22 protein-coding genes are annotated in these 21,096 nt (G+C 67.3%); 9 read left to right on the top strand and 13 right to left on the bottom strand.

The annotated features are described in order from the left end of the window. Window positions 1–21 precede the first annotated feature (21 nt). Together AB0M22_RS28240 and AB0M22_RS28235 are read right to left on the bottom strand one after the other, a co-directional pair. Window positions 22–564: a YbhB/YbcL family Raf kinase inhibitor-like protein gene (locus AB0M22_RS28240; RefSeq protein ID WP_364733019.1), complete on the bottom strand. Its 543-nt coding sequence runs from the start codon at window positions 562–564 to the stop codon at window positions 22–24. A gap of 14 nt (window positions 565–578) precedes the next feature. Further along, on the bottom strand, window positions 579–1,940 hold the full coding sequence (locus AB0M22_RS28235) for a M20/M25/M40 family metallo-hydrolase (protein ID WP_364733016.1): 1,362 nt from the start codon (window positions 1,938–1,940) through the stop codon (window positions 579–581). 264 nt (window positions 1,941–2,204) lie between these two features. On the opposite strand from AB0M22_RS28235, the gene AB0M22_RS28230 reads away from it, so the two are divergent. Next, window positions 2,205–3,653, top strand: coding sequence for an FAD-dependent monooxygenase (locus AB0M22_RS28230; protein WP_364734018.1), 1,449 nt, complete (start codon window positions 2,205–2,207; stop codon window positions 3,651–3,653). Between the two features lie 9 nt (window positions 3,654–3,662). Here the strand turns inward: AB0M22_RS28230 and AB0M22_RS28225 are convergent, their stop codons facing one another. Continuing rightward, a complete protein-coding gene (locus AB0M22_RS28225) occupies window positions 3,663–4,826 on the bottom strand; it encodes an aminotransferase class I/II-fold pyridoxal phosphate-dependent enzyme (protein WP_364733013.1) in 1,164 nt (387 codons plus the stop codon). Between the two features lie 70 nt (window positions 4,827–4,896). Here AB0M22_RS28225 and AB0M22_RS28220 point away from each other — a divergent pair, with 70 nt between their 5' ends. The 4 genes from AB0M22_RS28220 to AB0M22_RS28205 all read left to right on the top strand — a co-directional run bounded on the left by AB0M22_RS28220 (window position 4,897) and on the right by AB0M22_RS28205 (window position 8,481). Continuing rightward, a complete protein-coding gene (locus tag AB0M22_RS28220; protein ID WP_364733010.1) occupies window positions 4,897–5,391 on the top strand; it encodes an Lrp/AsnC family transcriptional regulator in 495 nt (164 codons plus the stop codon). Window positions 5,392–5,502: 111 nt separating this feature from the next. Further along, entirely contained in the window at window positions 5,503–6,252 is a 750-nt protein-coding gene (locus tag AB0M22_RS28215; RefSeq protein WP_364733008.1) for a serine/threonine protein phosphatase, read from the top strand. 262 nt (window positions 6,253–6,514) lie between these two features. Next, window positions 6,515–7,300 carry a hypothetical protein gene (locus tag AB0M22_RS28210; RefSeq protein ID WP_364733006.1) on the top strand — a complete coding sequence of 262 codons (786 nt, stop codon included), beginning with the start codon at window positions 6,515–6,517 and terminating at the stop codon, window positions 7,298–7,300. Next, window positions 7,297–8,481 carry a hypothetical protein gene (locus AB0M22_RS28205; RefSeq protein WP_364733003.1) on the top strand — a complete coding sequence of 395 codons (1,185 nt, stop codon included), beginning with the start codon at window positions 7,297–7,299 and terminating at the stop codon, window positions 8,479–8,481. Before AB0M22_RS28210 ends, AB0M22_RS28205 begins: the two co-directional genes overlap by 4 nt. Here the strand turns inward: AB0M22_RS28205 and AB0M22_RS28200 are convergent. From AB0M22_RS28200 to AB0M22_RS28180, 5 genes are all read right to left on the bottom strand, one after another. Further along, window positions 8,478–9,491 carry an LLM class flavin-dependent oxidoreductase gene (locus AB0M22_RS28200; RefSeq protein ID WP_364733001.1) on the bottom strand — a complete coding sequence of 338 codons (1,014 nt, stop codon included), beginning with the start codon at window positions 9,489–9,491 and terminating at the stop codon, window positions 8,478–8,480. The two genes, AB0M22_RS28205 and AB0M22_RS28200, sit on opposite strands and share 4 nt — an antisense overlap. Window positions 9,492–9,511: 20 nt before the next feature. Continuing rightward, window positions 9,512–9,808, bottom strand: a complete 297-nt coding sequence (locus AB0M22_RS28195; protein WP_364732999.1) for a metalloregulator ArsR/SmtB family transcription factor — start codon at window positions 9,806–9,808, stop codon at window positions 9,512–9,514. Between the two features lie 77 nt (window positions 9,809–9,885). Further along, window positions 9,886–10,455: a DUF664 domain-containing protein gene (locus tag AB0M22_RS28190; protein WP_364732996.1), complete on the bottom strand. Its 570-nt coding sequence runs from the start codon at window positions 10,453–10,455 to the stop codon at window positions 9,886–9,888. Between the two features lie 322 nt (window positions 10,456–10,777). Then, a complete protein-coding gene (locus tag AB0M22_RS28185; protein WP_364732994.1) occupies window positions 10,778–11,980 on the bottom strand; it encodes a GGDEF domain-containing protein in 1,203 nt (400 codons plus the stop codon). Window positions 11,981–12,176: 196 nt separating this feature from the next. Continuing rightward, complete coding sequence (locus tag AB0M22_RS28180; protein WP_364732991.1) at window positions 12,177–12,707, bottom strand: CGNR zinc finger domain-containing protein; 531 nt, start codon at window positions 12,705–12,707, stop codon at window positions 12,177–12,179. Window positions 12,708–12,745: 38 nt separating this feature from the next. On the opposite strand from AB0M22_RS28180, the gene AB0M22_RS28175 reads away from it, so the two are divergent. Continuing rightward, window positions 12,746–13,744, top strand: a complete 999-nt coding sequence (locus AB0M22_RS28175; RefSeq protein WP_364732989.1) for a DMT family transporter — start codon at window positions 12,746–12,748, stop codon at window positions 13,742–13,744. Window positions 13,745–13,997: 253 nt separating this feature from the next. Here the strand turns inward: AB0M22_RS28175 and AB0M22_RS28170 are convergent, their stop codons facing one another. The 3 genes from AB0M22_RS28170 to AB0M22_RS28160 all read right to left on the bottom strand — a co-directional run bounded on the left by AB0M22_RS28170 (window position 13,998) and on the right by AB0M22_RS28160 (window position 16,161). Beyond that, a complete protein-coding gene (locus tag AB0M22_RS28170; protein WP_364732986.1) occupies window positions 13,998–14,969 on the bottom strand; it encodes an endonuclease/exonuclease/phosphatase family protein in 972 nt (323 codons plus the stop codon). 131 nt (window positions 14,970–15,100) lie between these two features. Then, window positions 15,101–15,505, bottom strand: a complete 405-nt coding sequence (locus tag AB0M22_RS28165; RefSeq protein ID WP_364732984.1) for a metalloregulator ArsR/SmtB family transcription factor — start codon at window positions 15,503–15,505, stop codon at window positions 15,101–15,103. After that, entirely contained in the window at window positions 15,505–16,161 is a 657-nt protein-coding gene (locus AB0M22_RS28160) for an SRPBCC family protein (protein WP_364732981.1), read from the bottom strand. Before AB0M22_RS28160 ends, AB0M22_RS28165 begins: the two co-directional genes overlap by 1 nt. A 197-nt stretch (window positions 16,162–16,358) precedes the next feature. On the opposite strand from AB0M22_RS28160, the gene AB0M22_RS28155 reads away from it, so the two are divergent. After that, window positions 16,359–17,603: a helix-turn-helix domain-containing protein gene (locus tag AB0M22_RS28155; protein WP_364732979.1), complete on the top strand. Its 1,245-nt coding sequence runs from the start codon at window positions 16,359–16,361 to the stop codon at window positions 17,601–17,603. 5 nt (window positions 17,604–17,608) lie between these two features. On the opposite strand, the gene AB0M22_RS28150 is transcribed toward AB0M22_RS28155, so the two are convergent. Further along, window positions 17,609–17,746, bottom strand: coding sequence for a hypothetical protein (locus AB0M22_RS28150; RefSeq protein ID WP_364732976.1), 138 nt, complete (start codon window positions 17,744–17,746; stop codon window positions 17,609–17,611). A 154-nt stretch (window positions 17,747–17,900) separates the two neighbouring features. Between AB0M22_RS28150 and AB0M22_RS28145 the strand changes: the two genes are divergently transcribed. Beyond that, a complete protein-coding gene (locus AB0M22_RS28145) occupies window positions 17,901–18,323 on the top strand; it encodes a nitroreductase family deazaflavin-dependent oxidoreductase (protein ID WP_364732973.1) in 423 nt (140 codons plus the stop codon). 36 nt (window positions 18,324–18,359) lie between these two features. Here AB0M22_RS28145 and AB0M22_RS28140 read toward each other — a convergent pair whose 3' ends face one another. Continuing rightward, window positions 18,360–19,697: a dicarboxylate/amino acid:cation symporter gene (locus AB0M22_RS28140; protein WP_364732971.1), complete on the bottom strand. Its 1,338-nt coding sequence runs from the start codon at window positions 19,695–19,697 to the stop codon at window positions 18,360–18,362. Between the two features lie 381 nt (window positions 19,698–20,078). Here AB0M22_RS28140 and AB0M22_RS28135 point away from each other — a divergent pair, with 381 nt between their 5' ends. Then, window positions 20,079–20,990 (top strand): DUF1206 domain-containing protein, encoded by a 912-nt coding sequence (locus AB0M22_RS28135; RefSeq protein ID WP_364732969.1) that lies wholly within the window; start codon window positions 20,079–20,081, stop codon window positions 20,988–20,990. The last annotated feature ends 106 nt before the right edge of the window (window positions 20,991–21,096 follow it).

The following is a 21,096-nucleotide window of genomic DNA, read 5'->3' as shown; positions in this document are numbered from 1 at the left end:
GGGCCACAGTTCTGTCCGAACCTACTTCTGTTCGAAGGTGCCCACGATCGTCGCGCGCGCGATGGCGTGCGAGAACAGATTGAACCCGAGGTAGGCGGGCGTGGCCGAGTCATCGATGCCGAGGCTCTCCACGTCCACCGCGTGCACCACGATGAAGTAGCGGTGGTAGCCGTGTCCGGGCGGCGGTCCGGCGCCGACGAATCCGGCGAACCCGCCGTCGTTGCGCAGGCTGATCGCCCCGGTCGGCAGCGCGCCGCCTTCCTCGCCGCTGCCCGCGCCGCTGGGCAGCGAGGTGGTGCCGACCGGAATGTCGGCCACCGCCCAGTGCCAGAACCCGGCCGCGGTCGGCGCGTCCGGGTCGTACACGGTCACCGCGAAACTCTTTGTCTCCGCGGGGAATCCGGACCAAGACAGCTGCGGCGAAATGTCCTTTCCGCCGGCGCCGAAGATGCCGCTGACCTGATCGTTGCCGAGCGGCTGACCGTCGGTGACGTCGTCGGAAGTCAGCGTGAACGACGGCAACTGCGGCAGCGCGTCGTAGGGATTGTAGGAGTAATCGGGCACTGATTGTCCTTTCGTCAGCTGTTCAGCAGGAAGTGTTCCAGCACCCGGGTGCCGAATTCGAGCGCTTCCACCGGAACTCGTTCGTCCACACCGTGGAACAGCGCGGTGAAGTCGAGATCCGGTGGCAGTTGCAGCGGTGCGAAGCCGAAGCAGCGAATGCCCAAGCGGGCGAACGCCTTCGCGTCGGTGCCGCCGGACAGCATGTAGGGCACGGTGCGGCCCTGTGGGTCGTGGGCGAGGATCGCGTCGTTCATCGCGTCGACCAGGTGACCGTCGAAAGTTGTTTCGTACGAGTCGAGTTTGGTGATCCACTCGCGCTCGACGTCCGGGCCGATCAGCTCGTCCACCTCGCGCTCGAACGCCGCCTGCCGACCGGGAACCACGCGGCAGTCGACCACGGCCTCCGCCGTCTGCGGAATCACGTTCGCCTTGTACCCGGCCTGCAACATGGTCGGATTCGCGGTATCCCGCAGGGTGGCACCGATAATGCGCGAGATGGTGCCCAGCTTCGCCAGCTGGCCTTCGATGTCCGGACTGGACGGATCGAACTCCAGCCCGGTCTCCTCCGCGACGGCGGCCAGGAACTCGGTCACCGAATCCGACATCACCACGGGGAACGTGTGTTTGCCGAGCCGGGCCACCGCTGCGGCCAGAATGGTGACCGCGTTGTCCTCGTGCAGGAACGAGCCGTGACCGGCACGGGCCTTGGCGCGCAACCGCATCCAGCCGAGGCCCTTCTCGGCCGTCTCCACCAGATACAGCCTGCGCTCGGTGCCGTCCGGCCGCGGCACGGTCAGCGAGAAGCCGCCGACCTCACCGACCGCCTCGGTGATCCCCTCGAACAGGTCGGGCCGGTTGTCCACCAGCCACTGTGACCCCCACTTGCCGCCGTTCTCCTCGTCGGCCAGGAACGCGAACACGATGTCGCGCGGCGGCACCGTCCCCTCCAGCTTGAACTGGCGGGCGATGGCCAGCATCATCCCGACCATGTCCTTCATGTCGATCGCGCCGCGCCCCCACACGTAACCGTCCTGCACCGCGCCCGAGAACGGATGCACGCTCCAGTCCGCCGCCTCCGCCGGCACCACATCCAGGTGCCCGTGCATCATCAGCGCGCCTTTGCTCGAATCGGCGCCCTTCAGCCGGGCGAACACATTGCCGCGCCCCGGCGCCCCCGACTCCACGTACTCGGTCGTATACCCGGCCTGCTGGAGTTGCTCAGCCACCCATTCCGCGCACTCGCGCTCCCCCTTGGTGGTCGCCAGCTCACCGGTGTTGGAGGTATCGAACCGGATCAGCGCACTGACCAGGTCCACCACCTCGTCGACCGCGCGCGAGCTGCTATTGGGGACTGATCCTTCGACAGTTGTGGACACGTACCCTTTCCTACCACCTACCCGCACCCCCGCCGCCCAGTCCCTCCCGCCGAGACCTCGAGTCGCCACCGGGCGGCACAGCGTACGGTGCCGATCACCCGGCCCGCAGGGGTCTGCATCACGGTGATCGCAACGCCGGGTCGAGGTGACCATTCGATCCGCTGCGATGTGTGCGGCTTCTTGCGGGTGGCCTCAGCGGGGCGAAAACTGGTGGCGCGGGGGGCATGTGGTTGGCAGGGTTGGGGGGTGCCTGATACCGATGTGATGATTGTTGGCGGCGGACCAACTGGTCTGTTACTGGCGAACGAGTTAGGGTTGGCGGGGGTGCGGGTCGTTGTCGTGGAGCGTGATCCGACTCGTAGCCGGCAGTCCAAGGCGCTCAATCTGCAGCCGCGGTCTGCGGAGATCTTGGATTGGCGCGGCTGGCTCAGCCTGATGGACGAGTACGCCTTCGCCAACGTCGAGTGGGGGCACTTCTCCGGCCTGCCGTTGAACTACGGGGCGTTGGACAGCAGGTTCGCCTATCAGGTCGGCATCGTGCAGGCCGACGTGGAGCTTGCGCTGGAGGCCAATCTGGCCGGGTTCGGCATCACACCGCGGCGCGGGCACGAGCTGGTTCGCATCGACTCCGGGCTCGCGCCCGGCGATGAGCAGGTCGTCGCGACGGTCGCCACTCCGGACGGTGAGCAGCAGCTGACGGCCCGGTACCTGGTCGGCGCCGACGGTGGACGCAGCACGGTGCGCAAGCTGAGCGGCGTCGCGTTCCCCGGACGGGACGGCAACGCACCCGCGACGGTCTGCGACATCACGCTGCGCAGCAAGCCGGCCGGGGTCGCCGAGTCCTGGACGATGCCTGAATTCGACACCGAGCGTACCGATTTCGCCTTCCTGCTGCCGCTGCGCGACGGGGTGTACCGGTTCGCGTTCAGCGGTGTCGATCAGGCCGGGATCAGCAGAGACACCCCGATCACCGAAGCAGAGATCCAGAGCGTGCTGACCCGCTCCTACGGACCAGACATCGAACTCGACGAGGTGCGATCGGCTTCCCGGTTCACCGACGCCTCCCGCCAGGTGAACGAATACCGAACGGGCCGAGTGTTTCTCGCCGGCGACGCCGCGCACATCCACGCACCGCTCGGCGGGCAGGGCATGAGCCTCGGCTTGCAGGACGCGTTCAACCTCGGCTGGAAGCTCGCTGCCGACATCAACGGCTGGGCGCCGGCCCAGCTGCTCGACAGCTACCACGCCGAACGGCACCCGGTGGCGGCCGCGGTACTGGCGAACACCCAGGCACAGAGCGTCCTGACCGCGCCACATCCCGATGCCCGGATAGTGCGGGACATGATCGGCCGGCTACTGGAACTTCCCGACGCGAATCTCCAGGTGGCCGAGGACATTTCCGGTCTCGCCATCCGATACAACCTCGGCCCGGGACTCGGCCACCGGATGCCGGACCTCGACCTCGGCGACGGCACCCGCCTCGCCGAACACGCGCGCGACGGGCTCGGGCTGCTGCTGGACAGCAGCCCGGACCGTCGATTCGCTCCGCTCGCCGAGGACTGGAAGACCCGGATCCGCTGCGTCACCGTCGATCCCGATGCGCTGCCCGCGGCGGCGGTACTCGTCCGCCCGGACGGTTACGTCTGCGCGTCGAGTGACGACCCCTCGGCGATCTCGACGGCACTGACGCAATGGTTCGGTGCACCCGAATGACCTACTCGCTCAACGGTTGACGTGCTTCTCCACCGCGGTGTGCAGCCGCCCGAGCATGTCCTCGAGCACCGGGCGGTAGGTCGCGAAGTTCAACCGTGCGAAACCCGCACCGCCTGGCCCGAAGTCCGGCCCCGGCAACAGCCGGACTTTGGCCTGCTCGAGGAAGAACGCCGCCGGATCCCGGCCGAGTTCGAGTGCGCGACAATCGAGCCAGGCCAGGTAGCTCGCCTCGGGCCGGTGGAACCGGATCCCCGGCGGCAACGACTCGGCCACCAGATCACGGTTCTCGGTCAACACCTGCCGGGTCTGCGCCAGCCACTCGCCGCCCTCCCGCCACGCGGTGCACGTCGCGAGCACACTCAGCGCGCTCACCTGCCCATACAGCAGCGGCGGCTGCGCCGCCAACGCCGCCCGAACTCGACTGTCCCCGACATGAGCGACACAACAACGCAACCCCGCCAGGTTGAACGCCTTGCTCGCCGAGTTCATCGTGACCGTCCGCCCGGCGATTTCCGCGCCCAGCGAGGCGATCGGAATGTGCCGGCGACGCTCATGCGTGAGTTCGGAATGAATCTCGTCGGAGATCACGAAAAGATCATGCCGACACGCGATCTCGGCGATGGCCGACAGCTCCGCACGATCGAACATGTGCCCGGTCGGATTGTTCGGGTTCACCAGAACCAGGGCGCGACAATCGCTCTCGTCGATATCCTTGGCCATCCGCTCGGCATCGAAGGTCCACCCGTCCGCACCCTCGATCATCGGAATGGGCACCAGCCGCCGCCCCATCACCTCCAGCGCTTTCAGGAACGGCGGGTACGCGGGCGTGTGCACGGCGACCGCGTCACCGGGCCGGGTCGTCAGCTGCAACACGACCTGCAAGACCTGGATCAGTTCGGTGAAGACGTACACGTCATCCGGGTCGAGCGTGAGGTCGTACTGCGCACGCATGCGGTCGGCGAACGCCTCCTGCAACGGGTTGCGATCGGGCCGGTCGTCCCACGCCGGATAGCCGAGATCACCCTCGGCCGCCCGCCGCAACACCGCCTGTACCGGCTCCGGCACCGGAAAATCCATGTCCGCGATCCAGCCCGGCAGCACGTCCGCCCCCGCTCGTGCCCATTTGATCCCCACCCGCTGCCGTAGTACCTCGATATCCACCAGATCACTCATGAGCTGAACCCTAGAAGTAACGGCACCGGACACGATTGACAATTTTCCCGCCCGAACGCAAGAATCTTGCGTGACCGTTCTACCGTTAGACGACATCGACCACCGGCTGCTCGAGCTAGTGCAGGTCGATGCGACCCAGCCCCTGCACGAGCTCGGCGATCGAGTCGGCCTCTCCCCCAGCGCCGTTCAGCGCCGGCTCACCCGCCTGCGCGCCGGCGGCGTGATCACCGCGGAGGTCGCCGTGATCGACCCGCGCGCGGTGGGCATGGGCTTGACCACCGTGGTGCTCGTCGAGCTGACCGAGGACGACACCGACCACTACCTCGCGTTCTGCGACCGAATGCTCGCCGAACCCGCCGTGCAGCAGTGCTATTCCGTTGTCGGCCAATGGGATTACGTGGTGGTGCTGATCACCGAGGACCTCGCCGCCTATCGTCACCTGTCGAACGATCTCTTCGTCCGGGACAAGTCCGTGCACCGCTACGAGACGTTGCCGACCTACGAACGGATCAAAGCCCAACTCGCCGTACCGTTGTCGGGATCACGCCAAGAGACCAAACCGTAATGGCCTTCACAGGAACTGCACGGCAAACTGTTGCCGACGCCACGGGTTTCAGCGGTTTACTGGACTAGTGCCGATCGGCACCAGCAAGGACCCGCCCAAGGAGGTCAGGCCATGTGCTCGGCACCTGTCACCGATGGCCATGACCCCGAAGTAGTGCGGCTGACCGGCACCACCTGGGAGTCGTTGAGCAGACGCGGTTCTCGCTCGCTCAATGCCGACGCCGCGGCCGCGGTCAGCGATCCGGCCACCGGACGGACCGCGTTCGTCGTCGCCGACGGGATCGGCGATCACCTGGCCGCCGCCCGGGCGGCCCGCACCGCCGCCGAGTTCGCCGCCCGCATCGGCGCCCGGCACGGAGCGCACGCGGGAATCCTTGGCGCTCAGGCGGAATTGCTCCGCCAGTTCCCGCAGACCGAGGCGGACAGCGTGCTCGTCGTCGCCGTGCTCCCCTCCCCGGGACAGCCCGACGGACCAGGCGATATCGCCTGGGTCGGCGACTGCCGCGCCTACCGCTGGAACGGCCGCGTGCTGCACCAGATCACCACCGACCACACCGTCGGCGAATTCTGGCGCACCCGCGGCTACGGCGCCGCGCCCCGCCTGGACCACGTAGTCATCACCTCCGCCCGCACGGTGCGCCCGGCCGACATCGGCACCGCCACCACCGGCTCCAGCACCGGCAGGCTGCTGCTGAGCACCGACGGCGTGCACAAACGCCTCGACATCGCGGCGATCAAAGCGGTACTCGCCGGCGACGTGTCGCCCGCGAACGCCGCCGACACGCTGGTGGACAGCGCCCTGCGAGCCGGCGGAACCGACAATACGACCGCCCTGGTCGCGGACTGCCGCCCTTTACCCTGAAAACCGGTGAATGCCCCGCTCCAGCGCCCGATCTCGCATCGATTCCTCGAAATAGAGCGACGACCAACTGCCATTTGCTGTAAATTCGCTCAACTTATTCATCGTTGATCACATTTCGGTAACGTCGCCAACTTACCGCACCTCACCAGGGCTAACCTTCGATCGTTACTGGTCTAATATGCCCATGCCGGGGTCGTCTCGGCCGCTCAGCCATGCACTCGGAAATCAGTTGTACCGACTTTGCCCGGGAAAGTGGAGCGAGATGGCTCAGGAATTGCTAGTCGCGATCTGCGCCGCGGTGATCGCGGTGGGGGTTTTGGTTGTCGGGGACCGGGTTCGCCCGAAATCATGGCGGCAGAACAGTGATGAGTCGTCCAGTCATCTCGCGCTCGACCTGGCCAAGACCATCTTCACCGCGGTTCTCGCGTTCGTCTTCGTGGCCTGCTGGAACCAGAACCAGAACGCCTACAACCACACGATCACCGAGTCCAAGGGCCTGGTCGACACCCATCTCGCGATCCACGCCATGCCGGGACCGGACCAGCAGCGCATCCACGACAAGGTGCTCGCCTACACCGACGAGGTGCTCACCACCGAGTGGCCGGTCATGGAGCGCGAGAGCCGGCTCAGCGAGTCCACCGGTAAGACGCTCGACGCCCTGCGCGACGCCGTCGTGTCGGTGCGGTCGACGGATCCGATCGTGATCGAGGCCCGTGCCCGCGCACTGTCCGGCATCGACCGGGTGACCCAGGCGCGCCACGACCGCGCCATCGACGCGGCCCGCACCGTTCCCCAATTCCTTTACATCGCTCTGTGTTTCGGTGCCGTACTGGTGTTGCTGAACCCGGTGCTCACCGGCATGCAGGTGACTCGGCGCAGCCTCGCGATGACCGCGCTGCTCGGCGTCGTGATCGGCTCGTCCCTGCTGGCCATCCACGATCTGGAGCGACCGTTCTCCGGGGTGCTCGGCATTCCGAAGGATGCCTTCACCTACGCCCAATCGCAGTACGAGCAGGGTTCCATCGGACCGGTCACCCACAACGAATGAAACGCACTCGGCGGAAGTCCGGTGGCGTTGCGCCGCGAATCACCAGGGGCGCACGCGGTTTGGTGGTGGTGAGTGCGTTCGTGCCGGCGGCGGTGCTGTTCGGCGGTCGGGCAACCGCGGATGAGGTGATACCGAGTCCGCCGCCTACTTCCGATGTGACGACGGAAAGTGCGGCGCCGCAGGATGTCTCGCCGACGGAGACAACGGCTATTCCGTTCGGACCTCCGGCCTCGCCGGCTATCACTTACGGAGACAACGCCGCACCCGACGGAAGCAGCGCCACACCGAACGTCCCGCCTGGGGAAACGGCCGAACTCGACGCTCCGACCGCAGAAGACACGGCCGCGTCCGGTGCCTCAACCGGAAGCGCAGCCCCGCAAGATGCTCCGACCGGCAGCGCGGGCCACGACGACATCGCCACCGGCAGCGCCGTCACCCCGGACGCCGCGACCGGCAGCGCGGGCGACGGAGGCCAACTGTCACTGGAGCCGCCGACGCTCCCCACCACGAACGCGATCCTCGACATCGGCCCGGCCGCCGACGCGGACGCCGACACCACCGGAAGTGCCACTCCTACAACGGGAGCCACCGCCAACCCCGCCGTCCTCGGCCTGGACAGCGGCAGCGTCATGACCGCCTGCGCGGGCAGCGCCGTGACGGCGGGCGCACTGCTGTTCCTCGGCTCGGCCGCGGGCTCCGGCCTGATCGGGCCGGGCATGCTCGCCCCACCCTGGTGGGCGTTCGTCGGCTCGGCCGGATCCGTGGTCATCCCACCGGGTTTCGGTTCCAGCGGCTCGGCGCTGGGCAGCGCTGCCGTCGGCAGCGCGGTCACCGGCAGCGCCGTGCTGACCTGCCTGCTCGCCCTCTCCACCACCCCGACCCCGCCCGCACCGTCGTTCCCCCTCTTGATCCCGTCCCCGATCCTGAGCCCCCCGCTCTCCTTCTTCCTGCCGGCGACCGCCCCGGTCGCCGCCTCCGTACCGCCCGAATCAGCCATCACACCAGGACGATTCGTCGTCGCGGCAACACCGCCGGTGGTCGACGAGGCGGCCGCTCCGGTCGCCGATCAGTTCGCCTTCAACACCCTAGAGATCGTCACGCTGCTGGTGGTGCTGATCCTCCTCGCCCATCAGGGCACGACGGAAGTCACCAAGAAGCGCCCGCCGCGCCCGCTCGGCTAGCCGACGGCCGGTTCGCGCGTCGCCGTCGCCATGGCGGCGCCGGTCAGCTCGACCGACCGCACGCGATCGTCGATCTGGATGGCGGAATGGGCGAGAATGAGTTCGTCGGCGGCGAGGTCGGCGGCGAAATCATCAAGGTAGGCAACGACTTCGGCGGGCGTGCCCGCGGCCGTGTACTGGGTCATCGACGCGAGCTGGCGGCCGTTCGGCGAGCCGAGGAACGCGTCGATCTCCGCGTCGCTGTAGTCGACGTCGGCGGCGCCGCGCTTGATGAACATCCGGGCCCGGTTGCGCCAGGAGATCTTCTTCTGCTCCAGCGCATCCTCGCGGTCTTCGGCGGCGAACACGTTGAGCGCGGCCATCACGTACGGCTCGGCCAATTGCTCCGACGGCCGGAACGTTTCGCGATAGACGGCGACCGCCTGATGCAGCGCGTCCGGCGCGAAGTGCGATGCGAACGCGTAGGGCAGGCCGAGCTGCGCGGCGAGCTGCGCACCGAACAACGAGGAACCCAGGATGTACAGCGGCACAATCCCTTCCGCGCGGGGCACCGCCTGCACGCCGGAGATCCGCGAGTGCCCGCTCAGATACCCTTGCAGTTCCAGCACGTCCTGCGGGAACGAGTCCGCCGACGACGGGTTGCGCCGCAGGGCGAGCATCGTCTTCTGATCACTGCCCGGCGCCCGGCCCAGGCCGAGGTCGATCCGCCCGGGGAACAGCGTCTCCAGCGTGCCGAACTGTTCGGCGATCACCAGCGGCGAGTGGTTGGGCAGCATGATGCCGCCGGAGCCGAGCCGGATGGTGTCGGTGTGCGCCGCGACGTGTCCGATGAGCACGCTGGTGGCGCTCGACGCGATCGAGGCCATGTTGTGGTGCTCGGCGTACCAAACGCGTTGGTAGCCACTGCGTTCGGCGGCCTGGGCCAGTGCGACGCTGTTGTCGAAGCTGTCGCGCGCGGACTGGCCGGGCGCGATCGTGGCCAGGTCGAGGATGGACAGTGCAGTCGACATAGGACGTTGCCTTTCGTAGGTCAGAGAACGCGGTGCAGTTGTTCGGTGAAGGCTCGGATGCGGGCGTCGTCGCGGCGGTAATAGATCCACTGGCCGCGGCGGGTGGCGCAGAGGAACCCGGCGCGTTGCAGGATCGCCAGATGCGCCGAGATGGTCGAGGCCGACGTTCCGGCCTTCTGCTGGATGAGGCCCGCGCACACGCCCAGCTCGGCCGTGTCGCCGCTGCCGGGGAAGTGCACCTCCGGCTCCTTGAGCCACTCCAGAACGCGCAGGCGGGTCTCGTTCGCCAACGCCTTGCACTCGTCGAGCACACCCACCACCCTTCGGTATTTCGCTAATTAACGAACTTACGCCGCAGACCCGAGGGCGGCACCATGACCCTGCTCACGTGCGGCTAGCCGGCGCTACGCGGACGCCAGCCGGGCGGCGGGTCCTCCCCGACCCGCCCGTCTACGGCCTCGCGGAGCAGGTCCGCGTGGCCGGTGTGCCGTCCGTATTCCTCGATCAGGTCGCAGACCAGCCTGCGCAGGCTGAGGCGGCGGCCGTCGGGCCAGGCGAGATGAACGAGCTGGTCGAGTCCGCCGTCGGCCAGCGCGGCGTCGAGCGTCGCCCGCGAGCGTGCGACGGTGTCATCCCAGATCGCGTAGAGCGCTTCCGGGGCATCGTCCGCGGCAGACTCGAAATCCCAGTCGGGGTGCGCGCGCCAATCGACGGCGTCCCACGGTGGGCTGACCGGTGCGCCGCTGAGTTTGCGGGTGAACATGTCGTCCTCGGTCCGCGCGAGGTGCTTGAGCAGGCCGCCGAGGGTCAGCGCGGAAGCTCCGACGCGGACTTGCAATCCGGCCGAGTCGAGGTCGTCGGCCTTCCACCGAAACGTCGCCCGCAAACGTTCGAGCGCGCCGAGGAGATGCTCGGCTTCGGTCCCAGCGATCGGCGGTTCCCATGGAGTTTCGCTGGAGGTCATGCAGCCACGGTAGATCGCCGGCCTCCGCAGCCAGAAGGGGCGCTGACTCACTCAGCCGATTCGGCCGGATCGAGGAGTTTGCCGTCGCACGAAACCCCTTGTCCGGCCGACTGTGCCGCAACCTATTTTGACCGGCTCCTATTACCTGCCGATCGCGTAGAGCAGCCAGCCGATGACGACGTCCTGCGGCGCTCCGATCATGAACTGATATGCCGCGTTCGCGATCCCATTGAAGAACATCAGGGCCCTTTCCGTCGCCGATCCCGACACTCATGAAGTCGGCGAAAAGCGCCCTGCCGTTACTGGTCAGCAACTACTCGGGCTAGACGGGCGGCCGCACTGAGCGGGTGTGCAATCCGAACTCGTCGGCCGCTGTCGCGGCGTGGATTTCGGGGACACCCGAGGGTTTGCGGCGCGGACGGGGCAGCGGTTCGTCCTGTCCCGCGATGGCAACGGCGTTGCCGCCGCGGCGTTTCGCGCGATACATCGCCGAATCGGAGCCGCGGAGCAGGCGGCGGTAGGTGGCCGTGTTGTACGGGCTGCTGGTCCGCGAGTCGTCGAGGACCGCGATGCCCACGCTCGCGGTGATGGCGAGCGGCAGGTCGGGCATGGACTCGATCGCGAGGCGCAAGCGTTCGCCGACGGCGGCGGCGTCCTCCCGTAGGCAGCCGACGATCACGAACTCCTCGCCACCCGTGCGGGCGATCAACGCGTCGGAATCGACCGCGGCACGGATGCGCTGCGCCGTCCGGATCAGCACCTCATCGCCGAACGGATGGCCGAACGTGTCGTTGACGGCCTTGAACCGATCCATGTCCAGCGTCGCGACGAACGCCGATGCGCGTCGGCAATGCACGATGTGCGCCGACAGCCGGGCATCGAGGCCGCGGCGGTTCAGCAGCCCGGTCAGCGGGTCGGACAGCGCGTCCGCGCGCAGCAGCCAGTGGCAGAACTGCACGAACGGGAGCATGACGCCGACCACGACCAGCATGACCAGGACGACCGCGAGCCCGAGGGCCAGGTCTTCCCATTGATGATTCGGCTCACCGCCCGCCAGCTCGCCGCGGAACATGAGGAAGGCCAGCACCACACTGGTGAGCAGCGTCCACCCGACATGCAACGCGAGAATGCGCGGACCGTGGAACACGGTCACGTATGCCCCCATTGCGGTCAGCAATACGACGCCCAGAACTCCGACGACCCGATCGTGCACCAGCAAATCATTGGCAGTGGTGTCGATATCGAAAAGCACGATCCAGACGAGCGACTCGGTTTCCCGTGGCCACGGCAGAAACCACCAGCGCACCGTCCACAACCCGGCGACCGTCGCCTCGACCGCGCCCTGCACCTGCCCGACCCACCCGGCGACGTCCCCCTGCGCGATCGAGGCGAGCACCGCGATCAGCAGCATGACCAGCCCACCGGCGCCGAGCATGAACTTGAACCGACCGAGCGCACCGTGCGATTCGAACGTCTCGACCAGGGCACGGTAATCGACCGGGTCCCGCCACCATGTTCGAAACATCGATCGGTCGTCGGTCAATGAATTACCGCCTTTGGTCGACTACGGAACCGGGCAATCGCCCGGGTCCCCCCTGGTCATCCAGCTTGGCGTGCAAATCGACAGTAAAACGAGCGTGCGGATCGCGCAATGTGAGATCGGCGCTATCCATTTCGCGCAGAAAAGCCTATCCTGACGGTCGGTTTACGCCGGGCCGCGATCATTTCTTCCGCGCACGGTAGGCCGCGACCGCATTACGGTTTCCGCACGCCGTGCTGCAATACCGGCGAGATCGATTGCGGGACAGGTCGAGCACGATCCCCTCGCACGTGTCGTCCGCGCAGATGGATAGTCGGCTCAGCTCGTCGGTGCGGATCAGGTCGATCAGCGCCATCGCCGTCTCGACGGCGATCCGCACCGGAAACGGCGCCTCGGCCGGCACCGCGTGGATGTGATAGTCGACCTTCCCGTGCCGGACCAGTTGCGGCACCGCGCGATGCTTCGCCAGGGTCTCGTTCACCAGCCGCGTCGTCGTGTCGCGATCGCTGGTGAGCAGCTTGCGCAGCGGCGCGCGCAGCGCACGGACCGCCGCGAGCTCGGCGGCGTCGCCGGTGTGCACGCCGGTGTAGACGTGTTCGGCGAAAAACGCGTCCAGCTGGTCGATTTCGGTCAGCGTATCCGGCTCCTCGGCCGAATTCACCAGCTCCACCGCAGCCAGCAGCGACTCCTCGGTGTCATGAGCAAAAATCATGTTGACATATTACATGCCCGCCCATAGCGTCATTACCCATGGCTACGATGACTCATGACACGGCCGTTCAGCGGCTCCGATCCGGACTGATCCTGGCGGTGTTGTCGGCGTCGTCGTTCGGGCTCTCCGGTTCGCTGGCCCGCGGCTTGATGAACGGCGGCTGGAGTGCGGCATCGGTCGTCGCGGTCCGTGTGCTGGTAGCCGCGGCCGTGCTCATCCCCATCGCGGTGCAGCAGCTACACGGCGATTGGCAGTTGTTGCGCCGCAACGCATCCCTGATCACCGCGTATGGACTGGTCGCCGTGGCAGGTACGCAGTTGGCCTACTTCAACGCGGTCGCGCACATGGCCGTCGGCGTGGCGCTACTCATCGAATACACCGCACCGATCGCCGTCGTCACCTGGCTATGGTTGCGGCATCGCCAACGTCCCGGCGCCGCGACGGTCGCCGGCGCGGCGCTCGGGATCACCGGGTTGTTCCTGGTCATCGACCTGCGCTCCGGCATGAGCACCAGCTGGATCGGCCTCGCCTGGGCGCTCGCCGCCATGATCGGCGCGGCCGGCTACTTCGTGCTCTCCGCGCAGGGCGACGGCACGCTGCCGGGCACTGTGCTGGCCGCGGGCGGGCTGCTCATCGGCGGACTCGGCCTGCTCGCCGCGGGAGCGGTCGGCATCGTGCCGTTGCATGCGACCACGAACCCGGTCGTCTTCCAGCACTTCACCATGTCCTGGTGGCCACCGGTCCTCGTCCTCGGCGTGGTCACGGCCGCCCTCGCCTACGTGTCCGGCATCGCCGCCACCCGCCTGCTCGGCTCCCGGCTGGCGTCCTTCGTCGCGCTGTTCGAAGTCCTGGCCGCACTGCTGTTCGCCTGGGGCATGCTCGGCGAAGCACCCCGGGCCATCCAATTGCTCGGCGGCGCACTGATTCTCGGCGGCGTGATCGTTGTCCGGCGGGGTGAGATCGAAACCGACGACGCGCCCGCAGCCGAGTCCGGCGCGAGCGAAACGCCGGTGCCCGAGTTCGGCGCCGAGCGCTAGAAGTCGACCGTCGCGCAGCACGCAACGGAACCAGCATCAGCAATTACCCAGTCGCACAATCATTCTCGGCACTGCGATTGCGGTGCAGCACGCTCGACACCGGCGACGAACTCGAGCCCAGCTCGACACCAGCCACCAACCCGAGCCCAGCTCAACACCAGCCACCAACTCAAGCCCAGCTCAGCACCATCAATGCACCCGAAGCTCTGCTCGGCACCAGGGGGCCGCCAATTCCCGAGTTCGGCAGTAAGCATCAAGGATTCGACGGTCGTGGACGGTCCAGCAGGATGCGCGCAACCAGCGCGCGATGATCGGCACCAGGCATGCCTACTGTCTCCACCTCGACCGCCCGACCCCCGGCGACGAGGAAATGGTCGATACCGACCACAGGCGGGAAACTCTTGTCGGTCGGGTAGGTGACCAGGTGTCCGGCACCCGCCTGATCCGCAGCATCACCGAACCGCCCCGAGAGCATCCTGCGGAACTGCGCGTGGTCATAGGTCGCATTCAAATCGCCGCCGACGAGCACCGGCCGATCCGTCGGCGACCGATCGAGAATCCCCCGCAGACGGGACAATTCGTCAGCCCAGACGGATGTGCCGTACACCGGCGGCACCGGATGGAACGCATAGATCGCGACCGGCCCGATCCCCGGAATCGTCGCCGTCGCCGACAGCTGATTCAGCACGAACCCGTCGTACTCGACGGTTTCGGACAACGGATAGCTGCTCCAGATCCCGGTCCCGGTCGCGGTTCGCCCCGGCGACAGATACCGATGCGGCAGCACCTGATCGAGCCCCGCCTTACCGAGACCTTCGACCGCCGCGGGTGTCAGCTCATTGACCGTGAGCACCGCGATGTTCCGCGCCCGCACCTCATCCACCAACGCCCGCGGGTCAGCACCGTCGAACAACAGATTGGCCTGCATCGCCTTCACCGAAGGCCCGCCATCATCGCCAGAGCTACTGAAGTACAGCGGAGCCTGCGTCCACACCGCGCCGGCCACGACAACGATCGCCACCCCGGCACCGACCCACCGCCGCATGACCAGAAACGCCACCGCCCCGACCAGCCCACCGGCCATCAGATACGGCGCACCCGAAGCGGCCAGCACCAATATCCGAGACTCCGACCGACTGAAGTGCAACCCGACCCCGACGACTCCCGCCAGCACGGCCAACCACGCCAGCAGAGTGACCCCATCCCGAACCCACTTCGATCTCACACCCACCAGCCAACACGAACACCGCGGACGGCCGGAGCCGAGGGCCGTCGATGCGGCAACGCCCACCACATCGACGAGCCCCCGGCGTCACGCAAAACCGCCCGTCCGCAACGGAATTCGGGGCCCATCCACTACGCAGGCCGGACATCCCGATCGGACGACTCCCCCGCAACCGGACCAGGCTCCGTCTTCCGCGCCCGCCGACCGCGCGCAACCTCGGTGGCAAGCGCATCCAGTGGTTGCGCGAACTGCGCCAACGGATCGACCAGATGAGCCAGCCAAGACTGCGCCGCCGCCACCCCGTCGGCATCGAGCGCATAGAACCGCCGCGTCCCCTCCGCCCGAACACTCACCAACCCGGCATCCCGCAGCACTTTGAGATGCTGCGATACCCCGGGCTGCGAGATCCGCGTATACCGCTGCACCGCAGCAACAACCGTGCCCGCGGCCGCCTCGCCACCCGCCACCAGCTCGAGGATATACCGACGCACGGGATCACCGAGCGCCTCGAAGATCTTCTCCGCCGAACCCGTCATCAGGACTCTGGACTGGCCTCGGGCTCGACCGTGTAGAACGTGATCGTTCGCTGCGCGGACTCGTGCGCCGCGGCCGAATCATCGCCGTCGTCGACCGCCGCATCCGCCCAGCCCCGCGCCGCCACCTCGACGAACACCAGTCCTTCGGGCGTCGTCGGAAAGGTCATCCCCTCGGCCGGGTCCACCGCCGCGCCGCTCGCCAGATGCAGGCCGAGCGCCATCAAGCCGAGGTCCCAACCGACACCGACCGCGCCGGGACCGTACTGGTCCCAGAACTCGGGCACGATGTGCGCCTCATGCGCCAGCTCCAGCACAGTGTTCTCGGCATCGACGGTCAGTGTGACCGTCACCCACGACACCTGCGGTCCCATCTCCCAGGTGATGGCGAACCGCCGCGGCTCGTCGCACTCCTCCACGACGCCACCCGCGTTGCCCTCGGTCTGATACCGCCCGCCGACCGTCAATTCGCCGCTGACCGGCAGAAACCAGCGCGGTATCCGCTCGGCATTGGTCAGCGCGTCCCACAGATCGACCTGATCGGTGGCGTAGGTGCGGCGCGCGATCACGATCCGGGTCGGCGCTCCGTCGCGCGAGCCGGTGCGCACCTCACGAACGACAAGCCCGGCGATAGCCGCGGGGTCGGTGAGCAGGGGCATGACAACCTCCTCCTTGTATAAGTTTTTACTTATACTAACCGACCCGGTCCGCCCACGCACCTCCCCGCTGTGACCAATCACAGCTACCGGCCCGCCGCACCCTCCTGTTCTCACAACTTGGCTGGTAAACGCCGCAGACCAGAACGCCGCAGTTAGTGTGAACCTGCTACATAGCTAATGCTGACAAAGGAGTTGTCATGGCTGTCGACAGTCCGATCCGGCCGAATCTGACGATCTCCGGGAAACCGATGTCCACCCCGTTGCGCGACGTGCGGGCGCTGTCCCGGCAAATGGTCGGTCACTTCGTCGAGAACGTGGTGCCGTGCGGGACGCTGCCCGGCGAGGCGATCTACGGCGACGTCACCACGATCACCCGGGTGTGCCTCGAACTCGCCGCCAGCATGCTGGACGGGCAGAACATTCCGGCGAAGGTCGAGCAGCTCGAGGAGGCCGCGGCCGGCTGGGCGCGCGAGGGCGTGCCGATCGACGCGATCCACAACGCCATTCACGCCGGTTTCCAGATGGGCATGGACCTCGTCGTGTCGAACCTGACCGTCAAGGACCTCGACAATTTCGTCGACGGCTCCAAAATGAACATCGAAATCCTGCACACGCTGACCTCCGCCATCTCCCGCGCGTACTTCCGCGAGTTGCGCGCCGCGGTCAGCGAGCACCACACGGCGGTCCACACGCTCACCTCCGCACTGCTCGGCGGGCGGCCGACCTCGACGATGGCCCGCGAGTGCGGCATCGCCATCGCCGAGTCGTATGCCGTTCTCGCCGTGTCGATTCCGCGCCACCGCGACGAACGCAACCCCGCCCTGAACACGCAGGTGGTCGCGCGCCGCAAGCTACGCCGCACCCAGGCCGAACTGGCCGCCCGCTGCGGCGGCAACGCCCTGTCCCTGCTCAGCATCGACGGCGGCACCATCCTGCTGCCCGCCGATCAGCACCCCGACGAGCAACTCGACGCGCTCATCGAGGGCCTGTCCCAAGCCGCGCAGGTCGGCATCACCGCCACCTTCGTGCAAGCCACCCCCGAACAGATCCCCGGCGCCGTCGATCAGGCGCACGAACTCCTCGACATGGTGCACCGCCTGCATTGCGTCACCGGCCTGTACCGCTTCGACGAACTCGCCCTCGAATACCAGCTCACCCGCCCCGGCCCCGGCCGCGAATACCTCGGCGCCGTCCTCACTCCCCTGGACGAGCACACCGAGCTACTCGAAACCCTGCAAATGCACATCAGCAACAACCTCAACCGCCAGCGCACCGCCCGCGCCCTGCACGTGCACACCAACACCGTCGACTACCGGCTCAAGCGCATCGGCCAACTCACCGGTTTCGACCCGTCCCAACCCTCCGGCCTCTGGTACCTGCGATCCGCCCTGATCGCCCGCTCGTACCACCCCACCGACCCCACCACCCGCCAAGCAGGCTGATCAATTCACTCCGACGACTCCCGATCACCGTCAGCACCCTGCTCAGCCTCCACCTCACGAGTCGCCATCCCACCCTCACCCCCTTGATCGGTAGGCCCCGGCCGCCCACCCTTGGGCTCGTCCTCGTCCTTCGCACGTGACATGGCAGATTCCTTCCGTCGTCGGCTCGCAATACCCACCGCGACCACGGCCAATCAGACAACACCTGCCAACTCACGAGGTCAGAGGCTCAACTACTTCGCCAAGTCGGTCTTTCCGCGCACAATGAGGTTGTGCGCTCGAGCAATGGGAGACCGGATGCAGGATGAGCAGCGACGGCAGCTGCTTCGCGAGATCATCGCCGAGTTCAGGGCGAACGGCGGGCAGGTCAGCGGACCGTGGGCGGGCCGGAATCTGCTGCTGCTGACCACGATCGGCGTTCGCAGCGGCCGGTCCCGGACGTGGCCGATGACCTATCTGCGCGACGGCGACCAGTTGGTCGTGTTCGCCGCCAACAGCGGACGCCCGAAACGACCTGGCTGGTACTACAACCTCCGCGCGCACCCGGCGGCGACCGTCGAGGTCGGCCCCGACATCGTGCCGGTGGTCGCCACCTTCGTCGAAGGCCCTGAGCGACAACGGTTATGGGAACGGCAACTGACGGAGACCCCGTTTCTGGCCGATTTCGAGGCCGACAACGGCCGGCAGATCCCGGTAGTACGGCTCACCCCCACCAGCTGAGCGCACCGGCGACAGGCCGCCGTACTACCGGCCTCGTCACGCGGCCACGGGAACCTCTTCCTCTTCTCGTTCCGGCTCCGGTTCGGGGGCGGTCAACGGTGCGGAGGGAGCGTCGAAGATCTCCTGGTCGAGGATGCCTTCGCGTTTTGCGACCAGGACCGGGACCACCATCTGACCGGCGACATTCGTTGCGGTGCGGATCATGTCGAGGATCGGGTCGATGGCGAGGAGCAGGCCCGCGCCGGCCAGCGGGAGGCCGAGGGTAGAGAGGGTCAGGGTGAGCATGACGATCGCGCCGGTGAGGCCGGCGGTCGCCGCGGAGCCGACCACGGAGACGAACGCGATGAGCAGGTAGTCGCGGAGGTCGAGCTGGGTTCCGGTGATCTGGGCGACGAAGATGGCGGCCAGGGCGGGGTAGACGGCGGCGCAGCCGTCCATCTTGGTGGTCGCGCCGAACGGGACCGCGAAGGACGCGTATTCGCTTGGGACGCCGAGCCTTTCGGTGACCATTCGCTGGGTCAGCGGCATGGTGCCGATCGACGAACGCGACACGAAGGCCAATTCGACTGCGGGCCAGGCCTTTGCGTAGAACCGGATCGGGTTCACGCCGCCGACGACGCGCAGCAGGATCGGGTACACGACGACCATCACGATGAGGCAGCCCAGGTAGACCGCGATGGTGAAGGTCGCCAACGGCCGCAACAGATTCCAGCCATAGCTGGCGATCGCCTTGCCGATGAGACCCGCGGTGCCGATGGGCGCGAGCCGGATCACCCACCACAGCGCCTTCTGCACCAGCTCCAGCACCGATTCGGCCAGCGTCAGAAAGGGTTTCGCGCGGTCACCGAGTTTCAGCGCGGCGACACCGAGCACCGCGCCGAGGAACACCAGTTGCAGCACATTGCCATTGGTGAACGCGCCGACCACGTTCGTCGGGATGATGCCGGTGAGGAAGTCGGTCCAGCCGCCCTTCGAGTCCGGCGTCTTCGCGCCGACCAGGGTCAGTTCGACGCCGCGGCCCGGGTTGGTGATGAGACCGAGCACGATCCCGACCGCCACCGCGACCAACGCGGTCCCCAGGAACCACAGCAGAGTGCGACCGGCGAGCCGCGCGGCATTGGTGACGTGCCGCAGTCCGGCGACGCTCACCAGGACCGCGGTGAACACCAGCGGCGGCACCGCGAGCTTCAGCAGCTGCACGAAGATGCCGCCGACCTGGGTCAATGTGCTGGTGAGCCAGGCGGAGCCGGTGTTGCGGGCGATGAAGCCCGCCGCGATACCGACGACCAAACCGAGCAGGATCTGGACGCCGAACGACCAGCGCGCCGGATTCAGGGCACGGCTGCGCGAACTAGGTGAAGACAAGAGAACCATCCAAGACAATCAGGGGATCCGGTGAGCTGAGCGCGCGTCAGCAACACAGCTGTGTGGCCAGCCGACCGAGATCCACATGCAACCTGGCAACCAGGTGCACGACTGTCGCAGAGAGATTCATAACGAGATAAACCGTAGGCGATTCGTCCGATCAATTTCCCCCCAGGTCGGTCGATCGCGGTATGGCCTGCGTCACAACCGCTTCCGATCAGCGCTGTTCGAGCGGCGATCGGCCTCCCCAGTCGAGTTCGGCTCGCCAGTTGGTCCCCGCACCCGGCCTCGGCCGACTCCGCCCGCCCCACACCGGATCTCGGCCCGAAACGCGTGGTGTCAATCGGCGGGAAGTGGGCATTACGCCCGTTGAAGAGATGAGGAACAACCATGAGTATCTTCCGGAACACCAATAGATATCGACGACGCGATCGAGTCGGCACCGTGCGTAGCGGCCGCCGACGGTCCGGCTGGGGCCGGCGGGCCAGCGACTATCGCCGGCGTAGGTCCACCACGTCGAGCGGCGTGGAAACGGCCGCACGATTCGGTTTCATCGCCCGCGGCATCGCCTACATCACCATCGGCATCATCGGTTTCATGCTGGCCATCGGCACCGCCGAACATGAACCGGACGGCGGCGGCGCACTGGCCGCCATCGCCACCAAACCCCTTGGCTACCTACTGCTCTGGATCCTGCTGTTCGGCTTCGCCGCCTTGGTCGTCTGGCGGGTCACCCAGATCGCCAGCGCGCGCAGGACCTACTCGGGCGGGCATCGCTTCTACGCGATCATCTCCGGAATCGTCTATGCCCTGGCCTTTTTGGGCACCTTCCGGTACGTGGTGCACGGCCGCACGCCGAAGCCGAGCGACGCCATCGCCCGCGACCTGACCGCCCGCATCCTGAGCTGGGACGGCGGCCAGGTGGTCGTGCTGGTGATCGGCCTGGCCATCATCGCCTTCGGCATCTGGCAGACCATCCTCGGTCTCAGCCTCCAGTTCGTCGACGACCTGCGCATGGGCTGGATGACCCACGGCGCCCGCGAGGCCGTCATCTGGCTCGGCCGCATCGGCTATCTCGCCCGCGGCGCGATCGTCATCAGCATCGGCATCGCCGCGGTGGTCGCGGGCCTGAACTACGACCCCGCCGAGGCCAAGGGGATCGATGCCGTGCTCCGCGATTTCGTCGGAAAGCCGTTCGGCCCGTGGCTGCTCATCCTGATCTCCCTCGGCCTCATGGCCTTCGGAGTGCTGTCCTTCCTCGAAGCCAAACACCGCAGAACCTACGGCGGCGTCCCGGTCTGACCCCCGGACTCCGCCAGCAACTCCGCGACGACCTCGGCCACAGCGCCGGGGTCGTCGTCGTGTATCCAGTGCCGGGGCCGGTCGACGGCGCAGACGGCGGATTCCC

The sequence above is a fragment of the Nocardia sp. NPDC051756 genome (assembly GCF_040681495.1).
Lineage (GTDB): Bacteria > Actinomycetota > Actinomycetes > Mycobacteriales > Mycobacteriaceae > Nocardia.
Note: the sequence above shows the minus strand (reverse complement) of the source record. Positions and strands in the feature narration are given on the sequence as shown.